The sequence below is a fragment of the Glutamicibacter sp. NPDC088483 genome, assembly GCF_044753145.1.
Lineage (GTDB): Bacteria > Actinomycetota > Actinomycetes > Actinomycetales > Micrococcaceae > Glutamicibacter.
In genome coordinates, this window is sequence record NZ_JBIVMP010000002.1 from 112,854 (window position 1) to 125,780 (window position 12,927).

The window sequence follows — 12,927 nt, forward strand, 5'->3', positions numbered from 1 at the left end:
GCGGCACTAGAGGCTCGTTCCGCAATCCGGCGTGGCATCAGAGGGGATCACCCAGGCAAAGGCTTCTGCCTTGGAACGCGCCCCCTGGGCCGACTTGGAACGGTTCGGCTCGCCCAGCTCCTGCAGCAAGGATTCGGAGAGCCCGACGAGCCCGGCAAAGCGCTGCGGCGTGAGCCATGGCGGCTGGGTGGCGAACAGGATGTCCTCGCTGGACGTGTTCCCGCTGGCCCCGGGGGCGAAGGGACAGCCTCCCAAGCCGCCGAGCGCTCCATCAACCAGGGTGGCTCCTGCCGAAATGGCTGCCAGCGTATTGGCAACACCCAGCCCCCAGGTATCGTGGCCGTGGAACACGATGCGCCGTTGCGGGGTTTCGCCGCGCACCCTGGAAATGAGCGAGGCGACCTGTGCCGGAACTGCTTGGCCCAGGGTGTCGCAGATGACGATGTCGCAGGTGCCCTCGGCCCGTGGATCATTGGCGATCTCCAGCACGCGCTCGGCGGGGACCTGCCCCTCGAAAGGGCAGGTGAACGAGGTGGCCAGGCACAGCTGGATGCGCCCGCCGGCTTCCTGGGCATAGCGCACGGCTTCTGGCAGGGCGGCGAGGCTCGCCTCCGTGCTGCGCCCGATGTTCGCCTGGTTGTGCGCATCAGAAACAGAGAGGCAATACTGGAAGTTCCGGAGGCCCGCCTTGGCCGCCTTGGCCACATGCCCCGGGGTCGCCACCCAGATCCAGCAGCGTTCCAGCTCGTCGGGGCGCAGCCCCCGGGCAACATCGAGGGTATTGGCCATGGGCGGCACCAGGTCGGCACGCGCCATGGAGCCGAGCTCGATTTCCTGTACTCCGAGCCGGATCAACTCGCGCACGGTCCTGATTTTCTCCGGGGTGCTCAGCAGCTTCCCGGTCAGCTGCAGCCCGTCACGCAGCGTGACGTCGCGCAACGCGGCTGCGGGGGTGAATGAGTAGCTCACGCGATATTCCTTTCGCCAGCCGAGGCTTGCGCGATTTGCGCATCGGTCATTCCCAGCAATCCGCCCAATACCTGTTCGGTATGCTCCCCGAGGTCGGGGCCGAGGTTCCGAATGGGCAGCGAGGTGCCTCCCATGACCGGCACGATGCCGGGGAAGCCGACACCTTGCAAGGTTTCTTCTCCGGTGGAGACATCCAGATGCTGGATCATGTTCCGGGAGATGTATTGCGGCTCGTTGGCAATGTCCTTGGCGGTGTAGATCGGGCCGGCAGGAACTCCTGCCGCATCGAGGATGGCCAGGGCCGTGCTCGAATCCACGCCTGCGGCCCACTGGCCAATGGCGGCATCCAGCATTTCCCTTGCCTCCCAACGCTGGGCATTGCCCTGCAGCCGCGGATCGGCCCCGAGCTCCGGCCTGCCGATGGCTTCCATGTAGCGGCGGTAGATCCCGTCACCGTTTCCGGCGACCACAATGCTGGCCCCATCGGCGCAGACATAGGCATTGGATGGCGCAATGCCTTCCATGCGTCCACCGGTGCGGGTCCGGGTTTCGCCGTAGGCGCCGTGGTCAGGGAGCAAAGATTCCATCATGGAGAACATCGCCTCGTGCAGCGCCACATCGATCACGCGATGGTCCAGCCCGAGGGAGGCCTTTTCCCCGCGCGCCATCTCCCGCTGGTAGAGCGCCATCACCGCGCCGAACGCGGCGTACAGTCCGGCAATGGAATCGCCAATCGATACGCCGACACGAACCGGCGCGCGATCCGGATCGCCCACCAGATTGCGGAAGCCGCTGAAGGCCTCGGCCACGGCGGCAAAGCCTGGGCGCTCGGAGAGCGGCCCGGTCTGGCCGAAGGCCGAGATGCGGGTGATCACCAGGTCCGGATTCACGGCGCTGAGTTCTTCGGGGCCCAGGCCCCACTTCTCCAAGGTGCCCGGACGGAAGTTTTCCAGCAGCACATCGCAGTGCTTGGCCAGTTCCAGCACGGCCTCCCGGCCGGCGTCGCTGCGCAGGTCCAGGACGATGGACTTCTTGTTGCGGTTGATCGTCCGGTACAGCATCGAGACGCTGCCCTTCTTGAGCCGCCAATTTCGCAGCTCGTCCCCGGTTCCCGGGCGTTCCACCTTGATGACCTCGGCGCCGAAGTCCGCCAGGAGCCGGCCTGCAGTGGGGGCGGCAATGTAATTGCCCAATTCGAGAACGCGGACACCCTTCAATGGGGTGATGTGCTCTGACATGTTCTGCCGTTCCTTTGCTGTCGCGCTAAATGAAGAGGTTGAGGATCATGACCATTCCAAGGGCCACGATGGATGCGACCGAGACGCCTACGCTGACGGTCTTCAGCGCACCGCGCACGGTCTGCCCGAACAACGACTGCAGGAGCCAGAAGGTGTTCGAGGTGACATGGACCATGAACAGCGCTCCGGAACCTGCCGCCAACGCGATGAGCACCGGGTCGATGCCCAGGCTCGGGGCGATGGGTGCCAAGAGGCTTGCCGCAGTAATCCCGGAAAGGGTCACCGAGCCAACGGCAATGTGAAGCAGGGCCGCGATGCCCCAGACCACTACCAGTGGTGCAACGGTGCTGGCCGAGAAGAACTGGCCCATGATGTCGCCCAATCCAGCCGTGGAAACCGTGGCTGCCAAGGAGCCGCCGACACCGGTCAGCAGCAGGATCTGCCCGCTTTCCCTGAACCCGCTGGCCACGCCGCGGTCAATCGCCTTCTGGCCGATGGTGAAGCGTGCCACGGCAATCGTTCCGACCAGGCCGATGAGCAGGGCAACTACCGGATTGCCGACCAGCTGGATCCAGCTGGCCTCATAGCCGAGGATTTCGGCCAGCGCGCCGCTGGCGATGAGCAGCAAGGATGCGAGCAGCGGCAGGAAGAGCAGGAACAGGGGCGCCTCGCGGCGCTGCCCGGTCTGCACCGCGGTGGCCGCGGTGGCTGTTCCGGCGTTGCCGGTGCGTGCCGCATCCTGGCCGGTTCCTTCGCCGCGCTCCAGCTTGCGGGTTCCCGGTGTCGGCTCGTCTTGCTCCAGCAGCTGCTCATCGCTCTCGGCTTTCCAGAAGCCGCGGTCGAAGAAGAAGGACATGATGGCGACGGAAATCAAGACCGTGGGCACGACGACCAGCAGGCCGAAGATCAGCATCTTGCCCAGGGGAACTTCAAGCATGCCGGCCAAGGCGACGGCGCCGACGCCAGGGACCATGAGGACGATGCCGACCTCGCCGGCGATGGCCATGGCCGTGGCAATGCGCGCGGTTCCGTGCTTGCCGATTTTCGGCGCCATGCGCCGGGCCAAGGGGGCCGCGATGACCAGCAGCACATCGAGGAAAATGGTCTGCAGCGCGGTACTGACAGCCAACGCCATGGTGTATGGCAGCCGTTTGGGGCCGAAGGTGTTCAGCAGGTGCTCGACCAGGCGGCGGATGGCGCCGGTCTCATTGAGGATGGAACCCATCAGCACGCCGAAAGCCACCAGCAGTCCGACTTCCACCATGATGTCGCCGAAACCCTGGGTGATGGTCTCGATGGTCTTGGTGACTCCCAAGCCGGTGGATAGGCCCAGGTAGAGCGAGCCAATGACCAAGGCGATGACTGGGTTGACCTTGAATCTCACGATAAGCACCACGGCGGCAAGCACGGCCACCGCGGTATTTATCAGAATCGCGATATCGGACATGTTGGATCCGTTCTAGAGGAATCGGGGAGCAGTGTGACATAAGCCACGGCATGAGAACTCATAGTATGAGTGTCAGCTCACGATGTAAACTATTGGCTTCTTAAGCGGGAAACCTCTGGAAATAAACCCGAAGCGAGCCCGGGCGGCTTGACGCGAGGAAGGGGAGTAGCGATGGGCTGGCGGACGTTTCGAGGGAAGAGGAAAATCCAGGGCGCCTGCCGAAGCCATGTCCGGAAAGCGCCCTGGATGCTCGAGGTCTCTACCCCTTGAGATTCGGGAAGTCGGTGTCCCTGTATTCGGTGCCCGCCGGGGCGCCGGCGCGGTGCCGGTCCTCTTCGGCCTGGCGCAGCTCCACCCGGCGGATCTTGCCCGAGATCGTCTTGGGCAGGTCCGCGAATTCCAGCCGGCGGATGCGCTTGAAAGCCGAAAGGTGCTCGCGGCAGTACGCCAGGATCGATTCGGCCAATTCCGGTCCGGGCTCATGCCCGCCGGAAGCGACGATGTAGGCCTTGGGCACCGTCAGCCGCAGCTCATCCGGTGCTGGAACGACGGCCGCTTCGGCCACGCCCGGATGCTCAATCAGAACCGATTCGAGTTCGAAAGGGCTGATCTTGTAGTCGCTGGATTTGAAGACGTCATCGGCGCGCCCCACATAGGTCAGGACGCCGCGTTCGTCCCGCTCGGCGATATCCCCGGTGTGGTAGACCCCGTCCCGGAAGACCTCATTGGTCTTTTCCTCGTTCTCGAAATAGCCCTTCATCAGACCCAGCGGGCGCTGGGCGGTGACCAGGCAGATCTCGCCCACATCGCCTTCTTCCCCGGTGGCCGGATCGCGCAGCACGATCTCGTAGCCGGGCATCGGGCGTCCCATGGCGCCGATGGTGATGGGCTCCGCCGGGGGATTGGCGATCTGCACCGTGGTTTCGGTCTGCCCGAACCCGTCGCGGATCACATGCCCCCAGGCCTTGTGGACCTGGTCGATGACCTCTGCATTCAGCGGCTCGCCGGCCGAGACCAGTTTCTGCGGCGGATGCTCCAGTGCGCCGAGGTCGGCCTGGATGAGCAGGCGCCAGACGGTCGGCGGCGCGCAGAAGCTGGTGACCTGCTGGGCGTCCATCTGGGTCATCAGGGTCACTGGGTCGAAGCGGTCGTAGTTGTAGATGAAGACCGTCGCTTCGGCGATCCACGGGGTGAAGAAGTTGGACCACGCGTGCTTTGCCCAGCCCGGCGAGGCGACGTTCAGGTGGACATCGCCTGGTTCGAGGCCGATCCAGAACATCGTGCTCAAGTGCCCGACCGGATACGAGGTATGCGTATGCTCGACCAGCTTGGCCTTTGAGGTGGTGCCGGAAGTGAAATAGCGCAGCAGCGTTTCATCGGCGCGGGTCGGGGGCTCCAGGGCGAAGGCCGCTTCTGCCGAGGATGACTGGGAGTAGTCGAGGATGCCAGCCGGTGGCTGCCCGCCGATCTGGATCAGCGTGTAATCGCCCGGCACCGATTCGAACTTGGGGATTTCGCCCTCGTTGGTGACGACCCATTGGATATGGCCGCGGGCAATGCGGTCGGCCAGATCGGTGGGCGTCAGCTGCGTGGTGCAGGGGACCATGACCGCACCCAGCTTGATGCCTGCCAGCATCGATTCCCAAAGCTCGACCTGGTTGCCCAGCATGATGGCGATTGAATCCCCGCGCTTGATACCCTGGTCGCTGAGCCAGCGCGCAAGTTGGGTGGACCGGGTTGATAGTTCTGCCCAGGTCCGCTGGGTGCAGCTGCCGTCGGATTCGGCGATGACCAGTGCTGGGCGCTCGGAGCGCTGCGGATCCCGGGCGACGTGGTCGAACCAGTCGAAGCCGAAATTGAACTCGGTGAATTCCGGCCATGCGAACTCGGCGCGAGCCTGGTGGTAATCCTCCCTTAGCTCCAGGAGACGGTCACGGGCTGCTCTGAATTCTTCGGTAACGCTCACAACTAACCTTCCGTAGCTCTGGGTAAACCACCAAAACCCAAGGTGAGGTGGATCACCAGTCAATATACTTGGAAGTCCTAGCGAGTGGAAGAGGAAGCGTGCTGGTACTTGACCTGAATAAATGGACGAGCCCCGCGCAATACTGGAATGCGCGAGGCTCGGCCGGCTTTGAATTACTAGCTGTCGCTTAGCAGTCCTGATGAGCTAACCACAGGGCTTCCATGTTTTTCCCCCTGGTGCGTAGCAGCGTGGGCCATTGTAATTTTTAGGTACCGAAGGCTGTATTGGCGTACTGCGTCGTGGCGTAGTGGCCCTTGGTTGCGATGTGGCCTGTCGCTCTGCGGCTTGACGTTCGGCCGCGCGTTGCGCGGCCTGACGTTCCGCAATTTCTTCAGCTTTGCGCTTGGCTTCGGCCTCGCGTTTGGCTTTAGCTGCGGCCTCTTTTTTCTTGCGTTCTTTTTCTTCCTTGATGAGCTCATTGCGGCGCTCAGAATGCTTGTCTTCTAGCTTCTGGGTTTCTTTGATTGAGTGCTCGAGGGTGCCAACCGCGTCCTTGAATGAACTTGCGAGCAGGGCCGCCGTAACTGGGTGGGAGCTGGGAGTTATGGACTTGAGTGCCTTGCTGGTCGCGAGACCTGCTGCCACGGCGGCTGCAGCTTCTCCCGCCAAGGACTCGGCTTCGTCGATGGCCGTGGCGGCTTCGTCTGGAACCTGATTGAGCGCGTAGATTGCATTACTGGCTTGCGAGGCGATTGTGCAAGATACTTCCGGACTGAATAGGCCAGAGGTGCGTTTTTCGGCTTCGTTCTGCCCTTCGAGCACCTCGTTGTAGAATTTGGTGTTCGGCTCGTACTTCACGGCGATGCCTAGGCCAGCAGCGGCGATGGACCTGTTGATGAACTCATCGTCCTTGTAGACGGCGGCCAGTGTGCGGCCGTAGCGATCTTCTCGTTCGATGTCGTACTCCAGGTCGACTTTGTCCCCAGGCTGAAGCAATGATTCCAAATGCTCTGAAGCTTCGGGGCCCAAGCACTCTACGGCCTTATTTGGGTCTACGGTTTCCGGAGTGTCGATGTTCAGCAAGCGCACCCGCGTCTCGTTGCCGGCGATGGTCATATCTACGGTGTCACCGTCAATTACGCGCGTGACGATTCCGTGATTGTCTGAATTGTGCGTGGCCGCGACGACGGCTCCTGCAGTGACCAGCGACCCGGTGAGCGCAATGGATATCCATGCAGTTGTTTTCTTCAATTCTTATTGGTTCCTTGTTGTGCGAGTGAGGATGCCCTGAAGGCTTTGCAGGGCAGTCTAGTGATGTTCTCAAGTTATGCATTTTTATTGAATATTCAAATTCTTTGACGCATATGACTTTCGGATGCTGGTTGCAAGAACTGGCAATTGGATTGGCAACCAGCTTTTATTATGACCGCAAGTGTTTTCGCTTCGCAGGTGTCTGCCAGCATGGATTTGATTGGCCTAGATTGAGGGGCAAGGCCGGCCCGAATCTGAATCCGGTCGTTTGCTAGGAGGTAACCAGGGTGCGCCTAGCGGTTTGGCCCTTCGTTCTTCTGCGCGTCCCGCTGCTAGGGGCCAGGCTTCTCCTTGTTGGGGTTGCATGGCTAGGACTCGCGGGCAAAGTTGCCCCGCGGATGGTTCATGCGCGGGAGCTCGGCCATCGGATTCCCGCCTCCAGAATCCTCGGGCAGCTCGCGGGCTACTTCCTTTTTGGTTTTGAGTTCTTTGGCCAGGGAAGTCAGTCGCTGTTTGTGCTGGACTTCTAGGGTCGCGGTTTCATCAATCCTCGCGGATGGATTCCGTGCAGCCGGGGTTCCGGAACAGAATTCGCTGTGATCGGCTGAACATCCCAATTTCATTGAAGCATCAAGTAATTTGCGATAGGCTGTTAATCAATAAGGAATCGATGCACTTGGAAAAGGAGCTTGCCATGTCAGTACTCCAGCAAGACAAACTAGCGGCCACCACCCACATGAACGCAGTCCAGCTCAAGGTCGGCGACATGAAAATCATGAGCGAGTACTACCAGAAGGCCCTGGGCCTTGAAGTGCTGGCCGAATCAGCCGAAGGCACCCGCCTGGGCCGCGGTACCCAGGAACTGGTCAACTTGCAGAACGCGCCAGGACTGCAGCTCCCGTCGCGCAACGAAGCGGGCCTGTTCCATACCGCGCTGCTCTTCGACACCAAGGCTGATCTGGCTGCGACCGTCCTGTCGGCAGCCCAGTTCGACCAGAGCCGCTTCGTGGGCAGCTCCGATCACCTGGTATCCGAAGCGTTCTACTTCACCGACCCGGAGGGCAACGGCATCGAGCTGTACTGGGACCGCCCGCGCGATACCTGGAGCTGGAGCGGCGGCGAGGTGGCCATGGACACCATCTACCTGGATCCGAACAAGTTCCTCAATGAGCACCTGACCGAGCAGGCCATTGCCGAACAGCGCAAGGCCGCCGCGGATGTAGGCCACGTGCACCTGCAGGTGGGCGATGTCGCAACCGCCCGCCAGTTCTACGTCAGCACCCTGGGCTTTGACGAAACCACCACCCTGGGCGAGCAGGCACTGTTCGTCTCGGCCGGCGGGTACCACCACCACATGGCCATGAACGTCTGGAACTCGCGCGGAGCCGGCCCGCGCAAGGACACGCTGGGGCTGGGCGAAGTGCTGATCAACGTCCCGACCGAAGAAGAAGTGGGCAAGCTCGCCGAGCGGCTGGCCTACGCCAAGGTGGCAAACCACCACACCGGAGCCGAACTTCGCTTCCGGGACCCTTGGAACAACGAACTGCGCGTCGCCGTAGGCTAACGCGGAGACAACGCACCGAGGCTTCATTGCCCCCGGGCGCTCGCTGAAGCGGCGAGCGCCCGGGGGCACTTCCTGTCTTCACCCGGTTCCGGTGCCCAGGCCCTGCAGGTGCTCGGCAATGGTCTTGGCGGTCAAGGGCCTCGTCTGGAATGGCCGTACATTCCCTGCCTCGGCCTGCTCTAGCACCTGCTGGGCGAAGGCGGCCGGGTTGGCCACGTCCAGGTGGGTCAGGTTCTCCGGGGCGTACTGCCACCACTGCGATGCCTGGAGGGCCTGGACGGTCGGCGCATCGAAGCGGTCGCGGATCTTCTTGGCCGGCAGGCCGCCGACCACGGTGTACGGCTCGACGTCGCTGGTGACTACGGAATTCGAGGCGATGACCGCGCCGTCGCCGATGGCGACCCCATGGCCCAGCGTGACCTTTTCGCCGATCCATACATCGTTGCCGATGGAGATCTTCCCCGGCGTGTAGCCGTACTTCGTCGTCCCCAGTTCCGCGCCGTGATCAGCCGCGTAGGTGCGCATCAGCAGCCGCTGGTTGTAGAACACCGGGCTGGTCGATGCCCACTCCAGGGGGTGCTTGGCTCCCATGACCGTCACGCCCTTGGCGATCGAGGTGAACCGCCCGACGCTGATGGCCTTGTTGAGCTTTGAATGGGTGTAGGAGAACGCGCCCATGCGCGGAAGGGCTGTTCCGCTGGTTCCCCAGAAGGTGGTGTAGGGATCCAGCGCGAGGTCTTCCTGGTAGCTGATCCACGCCTCGGGATTGTAGGTGCTTCCGGTGTTCTCGAAATCCTTCATGCCCGGAACCGTCATGAGGATCCGGTGGCTTTTGAGCAGCGGCCGCAGTTGGGACATCTGAATTCGCATGCGATCGACTTTATGGGACCGGATTTGGAGAATTGTCAGCAAGTCCCGAACGCGCGCTGGATGCGACCTGCTGCCCGGCTACTGCTTAGGGCGGAAGGAGAGGTTCTTCTGCGTGGTGAAGTACGGCAGGATCATTGATTCGGGCAGACCCAGGCGCTTCATTTCCATGGCCCTGCCCACGCGCAGGCGCAGGTTCACGTCCACCGCTGCATCCTGTTCCTGGGTCTCGCCCAAGAGCTGCGGTTCCACATCGAAGACCGCCAGCTGCTCGTCCACGCTGCTGCTGGCCACGGCCGCAATTTCTTCCTTGCTGTCCCGATTGACGAAGACCAGTTCGAAGGTTGCCGGTTCGGGTAGGTCTTCGACGTGGGCCCGATGCTCCACCCGCACCTGCAATCCCTGGCCGTCAGGGAAGTCGACGCCCCGCAGTTTTGCTTCGAAATGCGGGACGCGGTTCTTCGCGCCCAGCTTCTTGAGCATCTTGGCTATGGACATGGTGTCCTCCCAAAGTGAGACTAGATCGCGAGCTTGGTACTCGCTGGCAAAAGTGCGGGCCTGCTGCGACATCCGGGCGGCCAGGGCGGGATCGTCCATGAGCTGTTGCACCCGGTCGGCCATGGCCTGGATATCGCCATGGCGGACCAGGAAGCCGTTATGCCCGTCGGTGATGCTGTCGGCTGGGCCGAAGTTGATGTCGAAGGACACCGGGATGCATCCCTGGGCCTGGGCCTCGAGGATGACCAGCGCCTGGCCCTCGTTGGTCGAGGTGAATAATTGGGCCGTGCAGGAAGCGAAGTGGCGGGGGAGCTGGTCGGAATAGCCATGGAAGATGACCGACTCGCGCAGGCCCAGCTCGGCGGCCCGTTCGGTGAGCGCGGCGTGTTCGCTGCCCTTGCCCACAATGTGCAGGGTTGGCCGCTTGCCGCGAAGGGCCAGCTCGTGGAGGACATCCAGGGCGGCGGCTACGTTCTTGTTGGGGGTCAGCGAGCCGGCAACAATGAGGTCGGTCGAGCTGCGTGCCGGCACCGGAGGTTGCACGGTGGACGGGTTCAGCGGGTTGGGAATGACGAATGCCGAGTCTGCTGCGCCGAAGCGGTCGACATAGGCCTGGCGCTGGGCGTGGGTCAGGAAGACAAAAGCATCCCAGTTGGATTGTTCTTCGATGATGGGTTCGTGGCCCTTGGAGAGCTGGCCGCTGGCAAGGTCCTGCCCCTTGGCCACATGGATGCTGTGGAACGCGAACACCTTGGGCACATGCACCGGTTTCCAGGAAGCGAGCATGGCCGCGGTGTACTTGCTGTCGATGACCACCAAGGAGTTCGGGTGGTCGACGATCTGCGACAGCCAATGGCGGTAGAAAGCCGCCGCGCTGGGGAAGCGGGCCACCAGGGTTCCGTTGCGGTCAAAAGCCTCAACGATGCGGCGGGCCTTCCCGTCGTGGAACTTCATATCGGACAAGAAGGCGGTGCCATCGGCCCGGTAGTACGTGGTCTTCTTGATCCCGCCTTCGGGGCCTGCAACGCTGTGCTCGCAGAACAAGGCGGAATCCTGGCCAGGGTGGTGGACGGACTGGCGTACCGTGAAGTCCAGGCAGGCCGGTTCGGCCTTCCGCTGGGGGATGCTGGCCTGCGGCTGCAGGTCATGCTCCGCCAGGTGGAGGTAGGGATTGAGCACCCGGACCTTGGGCGAAAGCTTGCCGCGCTCCACGAGTTCCCCAACGATCTGCGGGAGCTGTTCGTTGGGGCCGAAGGTCACCACCGCGGCAGAACCGTGCCGCTGGGCGAAAGCGGCCGCGCGCTGGGTGCAGACCGTGGTCATCCCGCCGAATTCGCGCTCAAGCTTCCACGTGACCATGTAGGCGTCCAGCTGCTGTTCCCTGATATCCACGGAGAATGATCCTTAGTTTGACCACGGCAAAGTTAATTTCGCGCGAAGATATGCAGTTCCTCGCGCCAAGTTCCAGACTACGCGGTGAAGCTAGGCGGGCGCTGGGAAGGCGCCGTCGTGTCGGTCTCGATTTCCTTGATCTGCACCGCATGACAGGCCCAGTGGCCGAAGAGGCGGCCAACGTGGATTAGAACGTATCTTCGAAAACGCCATGGCGCTCGCCGAACGCCGCGGGAGAATCGCCGGGAAGGCTCCAGCCCTTGCTCTTCGGTGCGAAAGTTCCTATGGTTCAGGTTATGGGGTACTCTCCCCACACTTGTTGGAGGCGCAGCGCGTCTCCGGTAAAGGACGGCACGTCATGTCGAGCAAATCCCCACGCAAGGGCGAAGCGAAAAAACCAGGCAAGAGCATCAAGGAAAAGCGCGCTGAGAAGCGGCTGAAGCACGCGGAGGTCGCTGTCGATCCGGTGCGCAAAGCTGCCAGATAACCACTGATTGGCACCGGCTCCCGCGCACCGAGCCGGTAAATGAATCGAGTCCCTGCCTACGGCGAATGACGCCGGGCAGGGACTCGAGTATGTTAATTGCCGGTTTTCCGGGTGCCGCTTAGGGCAGCTGCGGGTCGACCTCGAAGTGCTCGGCCACCTGGGTGATGACCTCATTGGCACCCTGCAGCGACACCGAGGAGAGGAAGATCGAGTCGTCGACCTGCATGACCTCGCCTTCCAGCTTCTCCCACAACGGGTTGGAGGTGAACTTGTCTTCCTGGGCGCGCGACGCGTCACCCTCGGCCCCTTCCGGGGCCCAGGTGGACTGGAAGATCACTTCGGCGTCGGCCTTCAGGATTTCCTCCGGCGACAGCGGAACGAAGATCGACTCGGTGGTATCCGGGGCATCCTCCGGGCGCGGAATGCCCATGTCCACCATGATCTCGCCGATGAACGAATCGGTGGCGTACAGGCGCGCGGTGTCCTCGCCGGCGAAACGCACCAGCGAGTAAGTGGTCTCGGGCTTCTTCGCCAGGATTTCCTTGCCCACCGCGGAGGCGCGGGCCTCGTAGTCAGCCACGGCCGTTTCGGCCTGCTCCTTCTTGCCCAGGGCCTCGCCCAGCAGCACCACGTTTTCCTTCCAGGTTGGTCCGGTGGACTCGGAGAAGATGGTCGGGGCGATCTTGTTCAGCTGGTCGTACATGGCGCCCTGGCGCACGTCGGCGGAGATGATCACGTCCGGCTCGGTGGCCAGCAGCTCTTCCAGATCCGGTTCGGTGATGGTGCCGACGTTCACGGCTTCGTCGGTCTGCTCGGTGATGTCGCCGAGGTACTCGGGGAAGGGGTTGTTGCCCTTCCGGTATTCGGTGTAGGCCACCAGCTCGGCTCCCAGCAGCATGGCGGCATCCACGTAGGAAGGGTCCAGTGCGGCGACGCGCAGCGGGCGTTCGGCCAGCTCGGTGGTGCCGCGGAAGTGCTTGATGGCCGCCGGGAAGCTGGAATCGGCTTCCGCGGTGGCGGCGGTTTCTGCCGGCTCGGTGCTCGGGGAGGAGCTGGCGCAGGAGGATAGGGCCAGGGTGGCCGCGGCCAGGGCGGCGCTCAGGGCGAGAATGCGGGGAGTGTGCATGCGAGTGCTTTCCATGAAGGTGATTGACTAATTAGCGCATGATGTATTTTTGCTTGCCCCACTTAGGCAAGGGTAAGCTTAGCGCGCGAGAAGAACAGTAGCATGGATCCGGCCGTCCTGGT

Annotated in this window: 10 protein-coding genes; 2 read left to right on the plus strand and 8 right to left on the minus strand. The window is 62.6% G+C overall.

Features of this window, described 5'->3' with window-relative positions:
- Positions 1–6: 6 nt before the first annotated feature.
- From ACIP6G_RS04690 to ACIP6G_RS04710, 5 genes are all read right to left on the minus strand, one after another.
- Positions 7–969 carry a hydroxymethylglutaryl-CoA lyase gene (locus ACIP6G_RS04690; RefSeq protein ID WP_400288891.1) on the minus strand — a complete coding sequence of 321 codons (963 nt, stop codon included), beginning with the start codon at positions 967–969 and terminating at the stop codon, positions 7–9.
- Positions 966–2,207, minus strand: a complete 1,242-nt coding sequence (locus ACIP6G_RS04695) for a CaiB/BaiF CoA transferase family protein (protein WP_400288893.1) — start codon at positions 2,205–2,207, stop codon at positions 966–968. The genes ACIP6G_RS04690 and ACIP6G_RS04695 overlap by 4 nt, the downstream gene beginning before the upstream one ends.
- A 25-nt stretch (positions 2,208–2,232) precedes the next feature.
- On the minus strand, positions 2,233–3,654 hold the full coding sequence (locus ACIP6G_RS04700) for a GntP family permease (RefSeq protein ID WP_400288895.1): 1,422 nt from the start codon (positions 3,652–3,654) through the stop codon (positions 2,233–2,235).
- Between the two features lie 259 nt (positions 3,655–3,913).
- Positions 3,914–5,620 (minus strand): AMP-binding protein, encoded by a 1,707-nt coding sequence (locus tag ACIP6G_RS04705; RefSeq protein ID WP_400288896.1) that lies wholly within the window; start codon positions 5,618–5,620, stop codon positions 3,914–3,916.
- Positions 5,621–5,824: 204 nt separating this feature from the next.
- Positions 5,825–6,871: a thermonuclease family protein gene (locus tag ACIP6G_RS04710; protein WP_388021867.1), complete on the minus strand. Its 1,047-nt coding sequence runs from the start codon at positions 6,869–6,871 to the stop codon at positions 5,825–5,827.
- A gap of 694 nt (positions 6,872–7,565) precedes the next feature.
- Here ACIP6G_RS04710 and ACIP6G_RS04715 point away from each other — a divergent pair.
- On the plus strand, positions 7,566–8,435 hold the full coding sequence (locus tag ACIP6G_RS04715; protein WP_400288899.1) for a VOC family protein: 870 nt from the start codon (positions 7,566–7,568) through the stop codon (positions 8,433–8,435).
- 78 nt (positions 8,436–8,513) lie between these two features.
- Here the strand turns inward: ACIP6G_RS04715 and ACIP6G_RS04720 are convergent, their stop codons facing one another.
- Positions 8,514–9,305, minus strand: a complete 792-nt coding sequence (locus ACIP6G_RS04720; RefSeq protein WP_400288901.1) for a CatB-related O-acetyltransferase — start codon at positions 9,303–9,305, stop codon at positions 8,514–8,516.
- 78 nt (positions 9,306–9,383) lie between these two features.
- Positions 9,384–11,192 (minus strand): glycosyltransferase, encoded by a 1,809-nt coding sequence (locus tag ACIP6G_RS04725; protein ID WP_400288903.1) that lies wholly within the window; start codon positions 11,190–11,192, stop codon positions 9,384–9,386.
- Between the two features lie 358 nt (positions 11,193–11,550).
- Here ACIP6G_RS04725 and ACIP6G_RS04730 point away from each other — a divergent pair, with 358 nt between their 5' ends.
- A complete protein-coding gene (locus tag ACIP6G_RS04730; protein WP_286134218.1) occupies positions 11,551–11,679 on the plus strand; it encodes a hypothetical protein in 129 nt (42 codons plus the stop codon).
- 118 nt (positions 11,680–11,797) lie between these two features.
- On the opposite strand, the gene ACIP6G_RS04735 is transcribed toward ACIP6G_RS04730, so the two are convergent.
- Positions 11,798–12,805: an ABC transporter substrate-binding protein gene (locus ACIP6G_RS04735; protein ID WP_400288905.1), complete on the minus strand. Its 1,008-nt coding sequence runs from the start codon at positions 12,803–12,805 to the stop codon at positions 11,798–11,800.
- Positions 12,806–12,927: the final 122 nt, after the last annotated feature.

Excerpts from the sequence above, each read along its gene's own strand:
- ACIP6G_RS04715 (WP_400288899.1), top strand. The coding sequence starts at position 7,566 with ATGTCAGTACTCCAGCAAGACAAACTAGCGGCCACCACCCACATGAAC.
- ACIP6G_RS04730 (WP_286134218.1), top strand. The coding sequence starts at position 11,551 with ATGTCGAGCAAATCCCCACGCAAGGGCGAAGCGAAAAAACCAGGCAAG.
- ACIP6G_RS04695 (WP_400288893.1), bottom strand. The coding sequence starts at position 2,207 with ATGTCAGAGCACATCACCCCATTGAAGGGTGTCCGCGTTCTCGAATTG.
- ACIP6G_RS04700 (WP_400288895.1), bottom strand. The coding sequence starts at position 3,654 with ATGTCCGATATCGCGATTCTGATAAATACCGCGGTGGCCGTGCTTGCC.
- ACIP6G_RS04735 (WP_400288905.1), bottom strand. The coding sequence starts at position 12,805 with ATGCACACTCCCCGCATTCTCGCCCTGAGCGCCGCCCTGGCCGCGGCC.
- ACIP6G_RS04720 (WP_400288901.1), bottom strand. The coding sequence starts at position 9,305 with ATGCGAATTCAGATGTCCCAACTGCGGCCGCTGCTCAAAAGCCACCGG.